Here is a 13732-nt window from a genome sequence, read left to right on the forward strand (position 1 = left end):
GCGTGGACGGCGCCAGTCGCCAGATATGGTCGGATCGCCTGGTCCTGTAAGCCCGATCTGAAGATGCCCTGGGTGGCGACGGATGACATCGCATTGCTTGCGGCCAGGGAGCTGATCAATCCGACGGGCAGGCACCGGGTGATCCGCGAGGTCGGCTCGGAAGATATCTCGATGAATGAATTGGCCGCGATCATCGGCAGGGAGATCGGCCGGCCGGTGGAGTACCGCTACCTCGAAAGAACGCGCAAGGATGTGGAAGCCGAATTCCTGAAGCGCTTCGGGACATCGGAGAGATGGCATGATGACACCCTGACCGCCGACGCCTTGAACAATGGCCTGGTGCGGTTCCAGGGTGAGCGTGAGGTTCGCCCGTCGCTGCCCACCACGATGGAAACGTTTATCAGAGAGGTTTGGAAACCCCGTTATCTGGAGTCGGTTGCGGCCGAAAACGAACCCGCGACATTTCACATGTGGAGCGCAAAGGAACAGTTGGATTTCCACTGAGAGCCGAGAACCTCCCTCCCGGAGAAGGAGAAGCTCGGCATCGGCCCATCCGTAACTTTTCCCCGGCCAGGCGGCCCGCCTGTCGAGCGACGCGCGGCCGGGGAACGTATGCGGTCAGTTTACGCTGGCCGCCTCATCAGCCAAGCCCCTCCTCGGCAAACGCCCGGATCACCGAGGGCCGCACCCGCATGTGCTCGAAGGACCGGCCGAGCGCCTCCGGCAGTTCGACGCCGCTCCTGGGTGCGACCATCAACACCCAGAACAGGTAGCAATCGGCAATCGTCATCTCGTCGCTGACCAGAAATGTCTTGTCGCCCATCTGCTCGGCAAGGATTGCAAAGGCCTGCGCGAGCTTTTCGCGGGCACGCTCCTTCTCCAGCTCGGAGAAATCCCTGAAGAAGGGCTGGTACCGCGAATGGATCTCTGAGGACATGAAGGCGAGCGCCTCGAGCGCGCGCCAACGCACGATGCCGTCTTTGGGCAGGAGCTTGCCGCTCTTCTCGGCGATGTAGTTCAGGATGACCTGGTTCTCGGTCAGGATCGTTCCGTCTTCCAGCTCGAGTGTCGGAATGTAGCCCTTCGGATTGATCGAAAGGAAATCGCGGCCGTCCTCCGTCTTCCTGTCATGCCTGATGCTGATGAGATGATAGGAAAGCCCGGTCTCGATCAGCGCGATATGATCGGCCAGGCTGCAGGCGCCGGGATAATAGAAGAGGTTCATGATGGTCTCCTGGTGGTGACCCCATCTCCGCTGGGAGATGTGGTCTACAATGTTGACCACGGCCATTTATGAGACCTAAAATTATCCGTCAAAAGCATATCTTTGGGAGCTGGTCAGATGGATGTGACTGCCAGGCCGGCAGGAGCCGACTGCAGAGGTGTCAGCGAGATCCTGAGCCGGGTCGGCGACAAATGGACGATCCAGGTCGTCGTCGCACTTCGGCTGGGCGCGCGACGGTTCAATGGGCTGAAGCGCGAGGTCGGCGGCATTTCGCAGCAGATGCTGACGCGGACGCTGAAGACATTGGAACGCGACGGTATGATCAAAAGAACCGTTCACCCCAACACCCCGCCGCAGGTCGAATACACGCTGACACCACTCGGGCATTCCCTGTCGGAAACCGTGCGGCAGCTCGCCGACTGGGCGGCCGAAAACAGGGAGAACATCGAGGATAACCGCCTGCGCTACGACAGCAGTCGGGAGGAGGAAGTCTAGGATGCGCCGGCGACTGCTTCGCTTATCGGGCGGCGGCTCCTGAGCAGAAGCAGAACGAGGATAGCGCTGCAGGAGCATGCGAGACACAGGATCAACACCGCCCTGCTCCCGAGATTGGTCATCAGGGAAATCAATAGGGGCGGAGAGATGGCAGAGATCCAGTTCAATGGTAGGGCGATCCGCGAGAGCGCCTTTGCAAACTCACCCTTGTCATAGAAAACGAGCGGAATGGTTGACCTTGCGACGGCGAGCGCCCCGCTGCCCATTCCATAGAGGACCAGGAAAACGGCAATGGCCGCCGGCGAGCCCTGAGCGATCGACAGGACGACCAGCGATACGCACAGAATTGCCGATGAAGCGACCCCCATCGCCACGCCGTCCCACCGTTTTTCGCCGATGATATTAAGCCCCCGGGCACAGATCTGCACGATGCCGAGCGCGGAGCCGTAAGCGAGCGCCTGCGCTGGGCTCAGGCCCTCGGCCTTCAAGAGCTCGATCAGAATCGAGCTGAAGCCGAACGTGATGAACGCATTGAGCGCGATGGCAGCGACGATGAGATAGAATGTCCTGTTATAAGACCCTGCCGAACCCTGAGATCTCGTCGCCTTGATAGCCGCAGCGGCCTTGCTCCGGCGCGGCAGGCCGAAAATGTAGAGCGGCAGGCAGACCATGATCATGACCGCGGCATAGGCTTCGCACGTGCCGCGCCATCCGATCTCTTCCGACAGGAACGACGTGAGAGGCCAGAACACTGTGCCGAACAAGCCGGAAACCAGCGCCAGGCTCGCAATCGCCCGCGCCGCATTCCGGCCCGCGATCTCGTTGAGAAGGATATGTGCCGGCGTGGTGAGACTGGCGCTTCCTGCCGCTCCGAGAACCAGCCAGCCCAGGAAATAGGTGATGGGCGAATGCGACAATGACACGAGTGCCAGGCCGAAGGCCGACATGATCGTTCCGCCGATCATGACCGGACGCGCTCCAACGCTTGTAAAAAGGCGCGAGAGGAAAGGAGCGCAGGCACCCATCGTTACGTAGAAAACGGTGGGCCCCGCAAAGACCGTCGACATATCGACATTGAGATCCGCCGCCATGTCCCGGCTGACGACCGCCGGGAAACTGACCGCCCCCCACCCTATCAACTGGGCGATCGACAGAACGATCAAGGGCAGCAGAATCTTCGTCTCCGATCCGGACTCGGTCATACATCATTCCTGATTTGCAATTGCAAATCACTAGCAACTGAACTGTTTCAGTTTTATGACAACGGGTCCAGGCCTGCACGGCCAGCCTGCGCGAAATGACGCCTGTTCAGCGGCGCCTGAACCGGACAAAAGCAGCTTGAAGTCGCCATTCTTACGTACTGAATCGCGATTCGGCACGGTCAACAACGTGTTCGAGGTCGAGTTCAGAGCATGAAGCCGGCTTTGGTGGCGACATGAACACGCTCACCGAACCCGATCGCAAACTCGCCGAAACGCTCAAATCTCTGTCCCTGCAGAAGCCGGCCGAGGCGCCGAAACCACGCCGGACGATCATCCGATGGAGTGTCGGCGTCCTGCTTGTCGCCGCCACTGCCGTCACCGTTGTCCTCATCCCACCGGGCGCGGTTGACGACATAAGGGCAGCACGTCCGGGTCAGCCGGAGCCCACGAAACTCGACGAAGTGAATCCGGGAGCTGCTCTCCGAGCGACCCCGGATCGTGAAGCCCCATCGGCAAGTCAGGGGAAATCCGAAGCCGCCGCGCGGGAGATGACCGGTTCGGGCTATGTCGTCGCGCCCCGGTCCACGACCGTCTTTTCCAAGTATGAGGGCAAGATCACAGACATCGCCGTCGCAGTCGGCGACGAGGTTGAAGCCGGTCAGATCCTCGCCACTCTGGAAGATGCCAGCGCCCGATTGGCACTCGAGCAGGCAAAGGCGGCAAAGGTTTCAACTGATCTGGTGCTTGCCGCGAGGCAAATCGCTCTGGCGCAGGCCACCACCTCGTTTCGACGCAACGAATCCCTCGCGCACCGAGACGCCACATCCAAAAAAGACCTGGAGGACGCTGAAACGGGCTGGAAAGCGGCCCTGAACAATGTCGAGCAAGGCCGCCAGGACGTTATCCGCGCCGATCTTGCAATCCGTGTTGCCCAGGAGTGGGTGGACGAACTGACCATTCGTGCGCCCTTTGCCGGGACGGTGACGAAGCTCAACGCCCACGTTGGCGACACCGTCCTGGCTCGCGCTGACAGCGTTCGGGAAAGCCAAAGCCTCCTGGCGCTCACAGATACTGCCAGCCTGGTTATCGATGCCGACATGGCCGAAACAAATGTCTCGCTGCTTCAATCCGGCTTGCGTGGCGATGCGGTCCTCGACGGCTTTCCCGATCGTCCCTTCGGCATCGAAATTCAACAGGTAGCGCCAATTGGATCGGCCGAAAAAGGCACGATCGGGCTTCGGCTCTCACTCATCAACCCGCCCGTCGGCATCCGGCCCAACATGGCGGCGCGCATCCGCATTGTTGTTCCCAAAACCCAGATTCAAATCGGAGAAGCCCAGCCATGACCGACCGTCACGCAGAAGAGCCGTATATCATTCTGAGAAGCCTGCAGAAGGGATACAGGATCGGAGGCGAAGCCATCCCGATCTTCACCGATCTCGATCTGGAGATTCCCCGTGGCGATTTCGTCGCCGTCATGGGTCCGTCAGGATCAGGAAAATCGACGCTGCTCAACATGCTGGCCGGCGTCGAAAGCCCTGATGCGGGTGAGATCAACATTGGCGGCGCCAGGCTCGACCGGATGGGAGAGACGGCGCGATCGGCGTGGCGCGCGCATCACATGGGCATCGTTTTCCAATTCTACAATCTGTTGCCGATGCTCAATGCGGCAGAGAATGTCGAACTGCCTCTGCTGCTCAAGGCTATCTCGGCGAAAGAGCGGCGTATTCGCGTCGCCAAGCTTCTCGACCTGGTCGGCCTCGCCGGACGTGAGAAGCAATATCCGGCGCTGATGTCCGGCGGCCAGCAACAGCGTGTCGGCATAGCGCGCGCCATCGCGGCAGATCCCGATCTCTTGCTCTGTGACGAGCCGACCGGCGATCTCGACCGGAAATCCGCAGACGATGTTCTCGATATGCTGCGTCTTCTCAACCGGGAACTCGGAAAGACGATCGTGATGGTGACCCACGATCCGCAGGCAGCACTTCACGCCCGCCGCACACTGCATCTCGACAAGGGGCGTTTCGTTGAAGAGAAGAGGGCCGCGTGATGCGCTTCCTCCATCTTGCCCGTAGAAATGCCTGGCGAAAGCCGCTGCGCACCCTTCTTCTGATTTTCTGTGTGACGACCGCATTTTTGATCTACGGACTGACTGCGAGCTTCCTCGATGGAGCCCAAGGCTCCGCCGGCGCGAGCGACGATCTTCTGGGCGTGATGAACGCCGCAGGACGCACGCAACCCCTGCCGATCGCTTATAGGGCACGCATTGCATCGGAGCCGGGCGTGGCGTCGATCGCGTATACGACGCGGCTGCGGGGCTATGTGAATGTCGAGAAAAATGTTGTGGCCGTCAGTGCGGTCGAGCCAGGGCTCATAGCCGGCGTCAATGGCAAGGAGCTTGGCCTGACACCGGAATTGATTGCCGCTCTCGGCGAAACCAGGGATCGGGTCCTGGTCGGCAGAGCCCTGGCGCAAGCGCAGGGATGGTCGGTCGGACAACACATCACCGTCACGGCGTTCCAAACGGCGCGGAAAGATGGGAGCCGCGACTGGCGCTTCGAAATATCAGGCATATTCGACGGCGAGAATGCCAGCACCGACACCTATTTCATGCTCGCCAGCTACGATTATATCAACACCGCCAGGGCGCGGGGCGAGGATACCGTCGATGCTTTTATCGTGCGTCCGGCAGATGGTATGTCTGCTGGCGTGCTTGCGACGCGCATCGATGCCCTGTTCGCCAATTCGGCGACCCCGACACGCACACAATCCGAAAAGCAGTTCCTGGAAGCCTTCCTGCGCCAATATGCCGATGTCGGCCTGATCATCAATCTGGTTGTCAGTGCAGCCTTCGTGACGTTGCTGATGATCGTCATCAACACCATGGTCTTCGCGGTGCGCGAACGCACTTTCGAGATCGGTGTGTTGAAGACGCTGGGTTTCTCGCGGGGTCGCATCCTGGCGCTCGTCCTTGGCGAGACGCTGTTCATCTTCATCGTCGGGGGCACTATCGGTCTCATCCTGGCAAAGATTGCCACCGTCCTGGCCGGACCGGCACTCGGCCTCGTCTTCTCCGTAGCCGTGCTTGCCAAGGCTGTTTCATTCATCGTCCTGCTGGGTCTCATGACCGGCCTGATACCGGCGATCAACGCCGTGCGTACACCCATCACCGCAGCCTTCAGAGCGAGATAACGCCATGTCTTCCAAACTCAAGCAAACGCTCGTGATGATCAGAGCGAACCTCCTGAGCCTGCCGCGACGCTTTGCGATCGCCACCTCGATGGCCCTCTCCGTCGCGCTCGTCGTCTGTGTGCTCGCCGGCTTCCTGTCCATGGCCACCGGATTTGAAAAGGCGTTGAAGAGCGCCGGTTCTCCTGGTGTGGCGGTGATCCTCGGGGGCGGCACGAACCAGGAGAATGGCTCCGATATTCCCACAGATATCGTCAGGACCATCGAGGCAATGCGAGGCGATATCGGAGTGGTGCGGGATGCAGCGGGCAACCTCGTCCTGTCACGGGAAATCGTCGTTCCCGTCGAGGTGCCGAATGGTCAAGCCGAAGCAGCAAAGATGCTGGCTTTACGCGGCATGGACCCGACAGGTCCTTCCCTGCGGGATGGAGTGCCGCTGACGGCCGGACGCTTTACCAAGCCAGGCGCACGCGAAATCGTCGTCGGCGAACGGATTGCGGCAGAATTTCCGGCCCTCGCGATCGGAAGGCAAGTGCGGCTTGGCTCGGTGAACTGGACCGTGGCAGGACATTTTTCCTCGGATGGCAGTGCATTCGAATCGGAAATATGGGCTGATCTCGACGCCGTCAGCTCTGCCTTCGATCGACTGGGCGACGTCCAGAGTGTTCGTTTACGGCTTGAAGGGCCTGGGGCAATCGAAAAGCTGAAGGCGGCGCTTGCAGGCATCACGACGACGCCTCTGGTCGCTGTCATCGAGGCCGACTTCTACGCTGCTCAGTCATCCGGCACGGCAAATATCATCAGGTTGTTTGGATGGCCGCTTGCATTGTTGATGGCACTCGGCGCGACTGCGGGGGCACTCAACACGATGATGAGCTCGGTTTCTGATCGGGCAGTCGAGATCGCGACGGTGCGCGCCTTAGGTTTCAGTCGCCTTTCAGCCTTTACGGCAACATGGGCAGAGGCGGTGGCGCTGGCGGCAATCGGCGTGATTTTCGGCCTCATAGCGTCGTGGTTCCTATTCAATGGATGGCAGGCCAGCACTATCGGTGCAAACAATGCCAGCATGTCCTTCCAACTCACGATAAACGAGGGCGTGATGCTGACAGCAGGGCTTCTGGGTTTGGCAATCGGTGTCGTTGGGGGTGCCCTGCCGGCCTTTTCCGCCACCCGTTTGCCTTTGACGACGGCATTGCGCGCACGCGGGTAACAGGGATTTCGCAACGGCTGCAAATACCCCGATGTCTAGGGAACAGGACGATGGGTCAAGCAATACGGATCGAAGACTATTCGCCGGAATGGATTGACGAATTCCGCAAAACGGGGCTCGCGCTGCGCACCACGCCATCTGCCTCAAGACACCCTAAGCCTTCCGAACGCGCTACAACGCTTGGAAAAGGCTCGAGAGGAAAGGAGCGAAGGCACCCATCGTGACATAGAAAACGGTGGCCCCCGCAAAGACCCGTCAAGATCAAAATTGCCGGTTGCAGAAACAGCTGAAGGCCATATGATCGGGCCAACTATTGGGGGAAAATTGCAATGAATCGCAGATATTTAAAGCCTATTGCACTATTGGGACTTCTGGTCCTTGCCGCTGGACCGGCGGCTGCCGGTACCACCGTAGATCGTGGAAAGAAAGAGATCAGCGGCTCGGAATTCAATTATTCGGTCATTGCCCGCGGTTCCAATGACCGACGGATCGAAGTCACCCATCGAGGGGAAAAATATGATGGCCCGCTGGCGAACATGTCGTTTCGGGACCGGCACCTGCAGGTGTTCGAGATGGTCGCGAGATTGATCAAGAACAGCTGCCAGAACGGCGTTTCTTCACTCGGGGACATATATCTGAGCAAAGATCCGGAACAGGACCAGGACCCCGAGGCCAGGCATCCCCAATACTTCATCTGGGATTATACCTGTAAATAAACAATTCCAATTTGTTTGGCAGGAAAGCCCGGCCGGAGGGTCGCCTGAGGGGCCCTCCCGGCTCGGGTTGATTATTGCCACCGCACCTCCCCCAGCTTTCCTGATCGCTCGCCTTCGCTTACAATCCCTTCCGGACACAGGGGGTTCCATCATGAGCGAAGACGCCTTCAACATGTCGATCCGCAAGTTCCTGAAAGAAGTCGGCGTGACCTCACAGCGCAAGATCGAGGAGACGGTGCGTGACGGGCAGATCGGCGGCAAAAAGCTGAAAGTCCGCGTGACGCTGACGGCCGAAGGCACCGGCCTCAACCACGTGGTGGACGGCGAAATCGAACTTCCGTAGGCAGGCTAACGACGTGATCAAAGCAAGGCGATGAGTGTGACGCCGGCCGCTCTACGCGCCCATCAATAGTAAGGCGAGACGCACGCCTGTCGTGGACCGTGATAGGGCTGGAACGTATCGTCGTATGCTCTATAGGACCGGTAACGCGCAAAGCACCAGCGCACATGTCCATTGCCGCCATAGTAGTAGGTCCGGCGGTAATATCGTGGCGCGTAATATCGTGGCGCGTAATATCGCGTCGAGCCGTAGTAGTACGGACCGTCATAGGTCGAGCCGTAGTAGCCCTGATTATAGTAGCCGGAGCCATAATATCCGGGTTGCGCCAGCATTCCGCCGATGATCGCGCCTGCGGCCAGACCGCCAAGCGCCCAACCCCAGCCATCGCCACCATGGTGGTGATAGTATCCGCCGTGATAGCCGCCATAGTGACCGCCATAGTAGCCGCCACGGTAGCGCACCGGTTGCGCCTGCAGTGCCTGGACATCAGGGGTGACAATGGTGGGAAACGCCTCGGCCGGCAGGGCGCTCGTCAGCGCCGCCGTGAGCGACAGGGCAATGATTGCGAGCCTCTTCATGGCTTCACCTTTCCGTCTAAATCGCAGCCGATCATTATAAACCTGAAAGGACGGCGTGGCACTTAATTTCCAAGCCGGGATAGTGTTCCGGGAGGGGCTGACTTTAGTCGCCATTTCTCCCGCGGCGGTCGATCCGTCTTGCACCGCCGCTGGTGGCATCTGCTGCCGAATTCCGCAAAACCGCTCGCTCCCTCCAGATCTCTGCGCTTGTCGCTATCACATGCGAAAACAGGCCATGTTGCTGCAACTCTTCAACCTGTGGCCGTTGACACGATCGGGTCGCCTCTGAGAGCCTGTCTCGAAACTCGTCTCAGTCGGGTTTCCCCGGCACCAAGTCGATCCGTATGTGCTTGGCAGTGACGAAGCCGGCCACTCCGTAGCTTGAATCCCACTCAACGCGGAAATGCTCGTCCGTCTTGGTGATCTCCAAATCGTGGATGATGCCCGGTACCATATCGAAATCGATACAATTGATCGCGCTTACGCCCTCAAGGGTAAGAGTGACGATCGCGTGCTTGTCGAGGATGAAGTAGCGCTTGGCATCCAGTTCGTTCGTCATGTTCCAGGCGTGAATGCGCAGCAGCCCGGCTCCGTTGGAGAAGGTGATCTCAAGCAGGTTGGCATCATGGAAGCGAGGTACGCGCCCGAACCACTCAAGCAGCGGCTTGCCTCCGGGAATGTCGTGTAGGATGGACGTAGAGGGCATTATTGCTCGCGAGTGGGATTGAATGGTTGGGATAGCGCTGATTCAAAGGGATCACTGAAGCTCTTGGGGAACCGCAATGTGGACCTCGACAACCCATCGGCAGCATAGCCGAAAAGCGCCGCGTTATGCCAGCATCGCCACACAGGTCCGGACTCGTTGACGTTTGGAAGGAAATTCGCTTGGGATACGAAGTCCGGTGGGCGCAATTTGCAGGTTCAAACAGGTGACATGAGAGGGGTGGCAAGTTGACCAGATCGACTTCCGATGTTTGCGATGTTTTAGGGCTCTGCTTCGTGCTGCGTCGACACGGATGGAGCGATCTTCTCATTTCTTGCGCGGGCAAGGTACTGACCTGCCGCATCAGTGACGTATTCTCAGATGCGCCGTCAGAGCTTTTAAAACCGTGTCGTGGCGTCTTAGCCAACGAGCCGGCGTCGGCTAAACTCTATGACGAGCCAGGCGGCCATACTCTGTCTGTGACCCCGGACGCTCTCCAACAACACACGATGTTGTTTGTCGTCCAGGAGCTTGGCATACATCACGGAAAGCCTGGAGGCCATGAACAGATCATTATTTCCGTGCGGGTCAAGCGAAAGCAATTGCTTAGCCTGATTGTTGCGGAATTGTGGAAGGTTCACTGTTTTTTGCGTGAACCTTCGTTTCAAAAGGAAAGGCAACAGAGTTTTCCTGGTGAAGCCCTGCGAACGCTTAACGAGCAATGGGATACTCACCAGACCCTCGGCCCCTCATTCCTGAAGTAAGAGCCCGCAAACGACGCCGTCGCGACTCCAGACATATGAGAATATGGAGCGTCTGTGTCAGAAGCCATGTGGTGCGGAGTCCAGAATTGGCCGGTTCCACTTTCGGAATTCATCCGTAAGAACAATGAAAGCGACTCCCAGGGAACCTGGCGATGCTCATTTTTCCCCGCACAAGCCGGCGATCAGCAACAACTCTTCAACCCGTGGCCCAGGTGACCCAATCGGACCGCCTCTAAGCTTTCCACCCCGCCCWCACCCGCCCTTTGTCACCCGCCCTTGTCACCCGCCCCCGTCACCCGAATGCAGCATTGACTGCCCCGCGCCCCGACCTAGAATCCCCACAAGGTCGATCCATCGGGCTGGGGTTAACGCATCTTGAGGAGGGTGCCATGCCTAATACTGATCTGCCGAAAGCTGAAAAATCAAAACAGGCCAAGCCAAAAGCCGATATGCCGAACGGCATGAAGCAACCTGACATGCAGAAAGTCGACGCACTCGTCGGTCGCCTGGTGGGCGATCTCGGGGCTGGGGTGTCAGGCGTTCTCGTCGTGCTCGGCGATCATCTTGGCCTGTTCAAGGCGATGATGGATGGGCGGCCGCGCTCCTCGATGGAGATTGCGGAAACGACCAGCCTCACGGAGCGCAATGTGCGCGAATGGCTGGCCGCCATGGCGGCCTCCGATTACATCACCTATCACGAAGCGTCCAACAAGTTCGCCATGACGCCCGAGCAGGCGCTGGTCTTTGCCAATGAGGACAGCCCCGCCTTCTTCGGCGGCGCCTTCGAGATCGTGCAATCCATGTGGATGGACGAGCCGAAGGTGGAAGAAGCCTTCAAAACGGGGCGCGGTCTTGGCTGGCATGAACACAGCACCTGCCTCTTCCGCGGCACCGAGCGCTTCTTCCGGCCCGGCTACAACAGCCATCTCGTGACGGAATGGATTCCGGCGCTGAAGGGCATGAAGGAAAAGCTGGAACGCGGGGCCGAAGTCGCCGATGTCGGCTGCGGCCACGGCGCCTCGACGATCCTGATGGCCCAGGCCTTCCCGAAATCGCATTTCCACGGCTTCGATTATCACGGTCCGTCGATCGAGCGGGCAAAGCGCGCCGCAAAGGAGGCGGGTGTCGCCGACCGGGTGACCTTCAGCAGGGCATCGGCCAAGGATTTTCCGGCCGGCGACTATGATCTGGTGGCCATGTTCGACTGCCTGCACGACATGGGCGATCCTGTCGGGGCCGGCCGCCATATCCGTGAGACGATGAAAAAGGACGGCACCTGGATGATCGTCGAACCCTTCGCCCATGACGGGCTGAAGGACAACCTCAACCCCGTCGGCCGCGTCTACTATGGCGCCTCGACGATGATCTGCACGCCAGCCTCCATGGCCCAGGAAGTCGGCCTCGGACTTGGTGCGCAGGCGGGCGAGATGAAACTGCGCAAGGTGGCGCTGGATGCGGGATATCACCACTTCCGCCGCTCGAGTGAAACGCCGTTCAACATGATCTTCGAGGTGCGGAACTGAGTGGGGTTGGGTTGAGCTAGTACGGCGCGGTCACCCCCCACTGCCCCTCATTCCTGTGCCTGTCACAGGAATCCARCCTGCCCAAGTCCTTGGGCAGGAGAGACTTTTCCTCTTAATGCATGAGTCATTCACCGCGCAGACGCGCGGTGGCTGGATTCCTGTGACAGGCACAGGAATGAGGGAAGTTGGGGTGCCGACGGATGCAATTAGCGCCGGCCTGCCGCCTCTCCCCGCGAACAACGCAACATGGCGAGCCACTGGAAATAGCCGAGCATTGCAATGAGCAAGAGTACCGCTCCAAGGCCCATCCACATCAATGATAGGGTTGCGGAGTCGTCGTGGGATGTCGAGATGCCCAAAAGAGTCCACAGCGGCCGGACGACGCGATAGGCGATGTAGGCTGCATAGATCTTGGAAAAGGTGCTCCAATATCGACGGTCGATTATCTCAAGGTCGAACCCATAGCTGAGTACGGCCGCAACGCCAAAAAGCTGCATGACGCCGTCGACAAACATCTCGACCGTGGGCTCATTGCTATAGAGAATATAGACGCAATCCAGGAGCCAGAGGCAAAGCGCTCCCGCAAATAGTTTCCACAGCATAAGGTGCCCCGAAGTTCGCTTGTTGTCTTGATAGTATCGCCTGGAGATATCAATTTATGCGAGCATCGAGCCGCGAAGTTGGTGCCGTGGTAAATGAACTGTTAGGACCGTTGCGCAGTTGGCTTTGGGGCGGTGGGGTGCCGTCTTAGCTCCCTTCGGCCTCACGGCGAGCCGAATCGGTATAGCGCCATCACCAAACACAAAAAGCGGCGCCCAAAGAGCACCGCTTCAAAATCATCAACATACCAAAGCCAAATCAAGGCGAGGCTCGAAAGCCCCTAGCCCTTCTTCGGCGCCCTGGTCTTCTTTGCCGGTGCCTCGGGGGCTGGCTGGGCGAGCCTCAGCGCGCGCAGCTTTTCCGTTTTCTTCTGCCGGGCGACAGCTTCGCTTTCAAGGATGTCCCTGGCGACAGACGTCGTCTGCTCGGCCTTCGCCTGCGGCGAAAGCTTTTCGGGCTTGAAGAACGTGTCCTTCGTCTCGGTCATGTTTCCTCCTTCTCGATGGATTCGGAAACCGGGAAAACGTCAGCGACCGCCGCGGGCGGGCATCACCTTCTTCTTCGGTGCCGGCAGCAGGCCTTCGCGCTGCGCCTGCTTGCGGGCGAGCTTGCGGGCGCGGCGGATTGCTTCGCCCTTTTCGCGGGCGCGCTTTTCCGACGGCTTTTCATAGGCGCTGCGTTCCTTCATTTCACGGAACACACCTTCGCGCTGCAGCTTCTTCTTGAGCACACGGAGGGCCTGATCGACATTGTTGTCTCGGACGAGTACCTGCAAGATTTCTCCTTAATCAGCTTTGCTGCTGTTATTTCCTGATGCGGATCGAATTCGAATTGATCCAGCTCGATTTTGAACTTTCGGAAGCCGCCAGCACTTCGGTAGGCACGGGCGCCGAGGGCGATGCCGCGACGTCTATATCATCCTGGCGGATGCTGCGCTCGAAATTCTCGCTCTGGAACCGGACGCGATAATGGACGAAGCCCTGCGCGGCCGGCAGGACGGATAGAATGTTGCCCGAGCCCGAGGGCTGGGCGCTGCCGAGAACGCCATGCTTGAGCATGATGGTGTCACCCGGCCGGTAACGACGGCTTACCATATCGTTCTCCACATGAAATCAAAATAAAAGGCCGGGACTGCTCCCGACCTTCCCCGGCCAGTTTCTGGCCTCTGTCTTCGTCTCCGCGCGCCA

Annotated in this window: 18 protein-coding genes; 10 read left to right on the top strand and 8 right to left on the bottom strand. The window is 59.2% G+C overall.

All coding sequences use genetic code 11. From position 1 onward, the window contains the following. Window positions 1-72: 72 nt before the first annotated feature. Window positions 73-504 carry a hypothetical protein gene (locus AC1DM5_RS35205; RefSeq protein ID WP_477976832.1) on the top strand — a complete coding sequence of 144 codons (432 nt, stop codon included), beginning with the start codon at window positions 73-75 and terminating at the stop codon, window positions 502-504. Between the two features lie 136 nt (window positions 505-640). On the opposite strand, the gene AC1DM5_RS35210 is transcribed toward AC1DM5_RS35205, so the two are convergent. After that, window positions 641-1225 (bottom strand): glutathione binding-like protein, encoded by a 585-nt coding sequence (locus AC1DM5_RS35210; RefSeq protein WP_477823928.1) that lies wholly within the window; start codon window positions 1223-1225, stop codon window positions 641-643. A gap of 117 nt (window positions 1226-1342) precedes the next feature. Here AC1DM5_RS35210 and AC1DM5_RS35215 point away from each other — a divergent pair, with 117 nt between their 5' ends. Continuing rightward, on the top strand, window positions 1343-1720 hold the full coding sequence (locus AC1DM5_RS35215; protein ID WP_477823929.1) for a winged helix-turn-helix transcriptional regulator: 378 nt from the start codon (window positions 1343-1345) through the stop codon (window positions 1718-1720). On the opposite strand, the gene AC1DM5_RS35220 is transcribed toward AC1DM5_RS35215, so the two are convergent. Further along, entirely contained in the window at window positions 1717-2922 is a 1206-nt protein-coding gene (locus AC1DM5_RS35220) for an MFS transporter (RefSeq protein WP_477823930.1), read from the bottom strand. The two genes, AC1DM5_RS35215 and AC1DM5_RS35220, sit on opposite strands and share 4 nt — an antisense overlap. Window positions 2923-3155: 233 nt before the next feature. Here AC1DM5_RS35220 and AC1DM5_RS35225 point away from each other — a divergent pair, with 233 nt between their 5' ends. The 6 genes from AC1DM5_RS35225 to AC1DM5_RS35250 all read left to right on the top strand — a co-directional run bounded on the left by AC1DM5_RS35225 (window position 3156) and on the right by AC1DM5_RS35250 (window position 8380). After that, the gene (locus AC1DM5_RS35225) at window positions 3156-4268 is read left to right on the top strand and encodes an efflux RND transporter periplasmic adaptor subunit (protein WP_477976834.1); all 1113 of its coding nucleotides are present in this window, start codon (window positions 3156-3158) and stop codon (window positions 4266-4268) included. Beyond that, on the top strand, window positions 4265-4972 hold the full coding sequence (locus AC1DM5_RS35230) for an ABC transporter ATP-binding protein (RefSeq protein WP_477823932.1): 708 nt from the start codon (window positions 4265-4267) through the stop codon (window positions 4970-4972). Before AC1DM5_RS35225 ends, AC1DM5_RS35230 begins: the two co-directional genes overlap by 4 nt. Next, complete coding sequence (locus tag AC1DM5_RS35235; protein ID WP_477823960.1) at window positions 4972-6114, top strand: ABC transporter permease; 1143 nt, start codon at window positions 4972-4974, stop codon at window positions 6112-6114. The genes AC1DM5_RS35230 and AC1DM5_RS35235 overlap by 1 nt, the downstream gene beginning before the upstream one ends. 4 nt (window positions 6115-6118) lie before the next feature. Then, entirely contained in the window at window positions 6119-7321 is a 1203-nt protein-coding gene (locus AC1DM5_RS35240) for an ABC transporter permease (protein WP_477976836.1), read from the top strand. A 329-nt stretch (window positions 7322-7650) separates the two neighbouring features. After that, entirely contained in the window at window positions 7651-8037 is a 387-nt protein-coding gene (locus tag AC1DM5_RS35245; RefSeq protein ID WP_477823934.1) for a hypothetical protein, read from the top strand. Window positions 8038-8188: 151 nt separating this feature from the next. Further along, window positions 8189-8380, top strand: coding sequence for a DUF6494 family protein (locus tag AC1DM5_RS35250; RefSeq protein WP_477823935.1), 192 nt, complete (start codon window positions 8189-8191; stop codon window positions 8378-8380). A gap of 62 nt (window positions 8381-8442) precedes the next feature. Here the strand turns inward: AC1DM5_RS35250 and AC1DM5_RS35255 are convergent, their stop codons facing one another. Together AC1DM5_RS35255 and AC1DM5_RS35260 are read right to left on the bottom strand one after the other, a co-directional pair. After that, window positions 8443-8955: a BA14K family protein gene (locus AC1DM5_RS35255; protein ID WP_477823936.1), complete on the bottom strand. Its 513-nt coding sequence runs from the start codon at window positions 8953-8955 to the stop codon at window positions 8443-8445. A 310-nt stretch (window positions 8956-9265) separates the two neighbouring features. Further along, on the bottom strand, window positions 9266-9661 hold the full coding sequence (locus AC1DM5_RS35260; protein ID WP_477823937.1) for a hypothetical protein: 396 nt from the start codon (window positions 9659-9661) through the stop codon (window positions 9266-9268). Window positions 9662-9906: 245 nt separating this feature from the next. Here AC1DM5_RS35260 and AC1DM5_RS35265 point away from each other — a divergent pair, with 245 nt between their 5' ends. Both AC1DM5_RS35265 and AC1DM5_RS35270 read left to right on the top strand, forming a co-directional pair. Beyond that, entirely contained in the window at window positions 9907-10422 is a 516-nt protein-coding gene (locus AC1DM5_RS35265; RefSeq protein ID WP_477823938.1) for a hypothetical protein, read from the top strand. 461 nt (window positions 10423-10883) lie between these two features. Then, on the top strand, window positions 10884-11945 hold the full coding sequence (locus AC1DM5_RS35270) for a class I SAM-dependent methyltransferase (RefSeq protein ID WP_477823961.1): 1062 nt from the start codon (window positions 10884-10886) through the stop codon (window positions 11943-11945). 206 nt (window positions 11946-12151) lie between these two features. On the opposite strand, the gene AC1DM5_RS35275 is transcribed toward AC1DM5_RS35270, so the two are convergent. From AC1DM5_RS35275 to AC1DM5_RS35290, 4 genes are all read right to left on the bottom strand, one after another. Next, window positions 12152-12547, bottom strand: coding sequence for a hypothetical protein (locus AC1DM5_RS35275; protein WP_477823939.1), 396 nt, complete (start codon window positions 12545-12547; stop codon window positions 12152-12154). A 278-nt stretch (window positions 12548-12825) separates the two neighbouring features. Next, on the bottom strand, window positions 12826-13032 hold the full coding sequence (locus AC1DM5_RS35280; RefSeq protein WP_037109392.1) for a hypothetical protein: 207 nt from the start codon (window positions 13030-13032) through the stop codon (window positions 12826-12828). Between the two features lie 39 nt (window positions 13033-13071). Then, window positions 13072-13320, bottom strand: coding sequence for a 30S ribosomal protein S21 (rpsU, locus tag AC1DM5_RS35285; protein WP_007819039.1), 249 nt, complete (start codon window positions 13318-13320; stop codon window positions 13072-13074). A gap of 28 nt (window positions 13321-13348) precedes the next feature. Then, window positions 13349-13639, bottom strand: a complete 291-nt coding sequence (locus tag AC1DM5_RS35290; protein ID WP_477823940.1) for a cold-shock protein — start codon at window positions 13637-13639, stop codon at window positions 13349-13351. Between the last annotated feature and the right edge of the window lie 93 nt (window positions 13640-13732).

Source organism: Rhizobium sp. 01T437, assembly GCF_056398505.1.

Bases quoted from the DNA above. Each gene is read 5' to 3' on its own strand.
- AC1DM5_RS35210 (WP_477823928.1), bottom strand. From the start codon at position 1,225: ATGAACCTCTTCTATTATCCCGGCGCCTGCAGCCTGGCCGATCATATC.
- AC1DM5_RS35215 (WP_477823929.1), top strand. From the start codon at position 1,343: ATGGATGTGACTGCCAGGCCGGCAGGAGCCGACTGCAGAGGTGTCAGC.
- AC1DM5_RS35220 (WP_477823930.1), bottom strand. From the start codon at position 2,922: ATGACCGAGTCCGGATCGGAGACGAAGATTCTGCTGCCCTTGATCGTT.
- AC1DM5_RS35225 (WP_477976834.1), top strand. From the start codon at position 3,156: ATGAACACGCTCACCGAACCCGATCGCAAACTCGCCGAAACGCTCAAA.
- AC1DM5_RS35230 (WP_477823932.1), top strand. From the start codon at position 4,265: ATGACCGACCGTCACGCAGAAGAGCCGTATATCATTCTGAGAAGCCTG.
- AC1DM5_RS35235 (WP_477823960.1), top strand. From the start codon at position 4,972: ATGCGCTTCCTCCATCTTGCCCGTAGAAATGCCTGGCGAAAGCCGCTG.
- AC1DM5_RS35240 (WP_477976836.1), top strand. From the start codon at position 6,119: ATGTCTTCCAAACTCAAGCAAACGCTCGTGATGATCAGAGCGAACCTC.
- AC1DM5_RS35245 (WP_477823934.1), top strand. From the start codon at position 7,651: ATGAATCGCAGATATTTAAAGCCTATTGCACTATTGGGACTTCTGGTC.
- AC1DM5_RS35250 (WP_477823935.1), top strand. From the start codon at position 8,189: ATGAGCGAAGACGCCTTCAACATGTCGATCCGCAAGTTCCTGAAAGAA.
- AC1DM5_RS35255 (WP_477823936.1), bottom strand. From the start codon at position 8,955: ATGAAGAGGCTCGCAATCATTGCCCTGTCGCTCACGGCGGCGCTGACG.
- AC1DM5_RS35260 (WP_477823937.1), bottom strand. From the start codon at position 9,661: ATGCCCTCTACGTCCATCCTACACGACATTCCCGGAGGCAAGCCGCTG.
- AC1DM5_RS35270 (WP_477823961.1), top strand. From the start codon at position 10,884: ATGAAGCAACCTGACATGCAGAAAGTCGACGCACTCGTCGGTCGCCTG.
- AC1DM5_RS35275 (WP_477823939.1), bottom strand. From the start codon at position 12,547: ATGCTGTGGAAACTATTTGCGGGAGCGCTTTGCCTCTGGCTCCTGGAT.
- AC1DM5_RS35280 (WP_037109392.1), bottom strand. From the start codon at position 13,032: ATGACCGAGACGAAGGACACGTTCTTCAAGCCCGAAAAGCTTTCGCCG.
- AC1DM5_RS35290 (WP_477823940.1), bottom strand. From the start codon at position 13,639: ATGGTAAGCCGTCGTTACCGGCCGGGTGACACCATCATGCTCAAGCAT.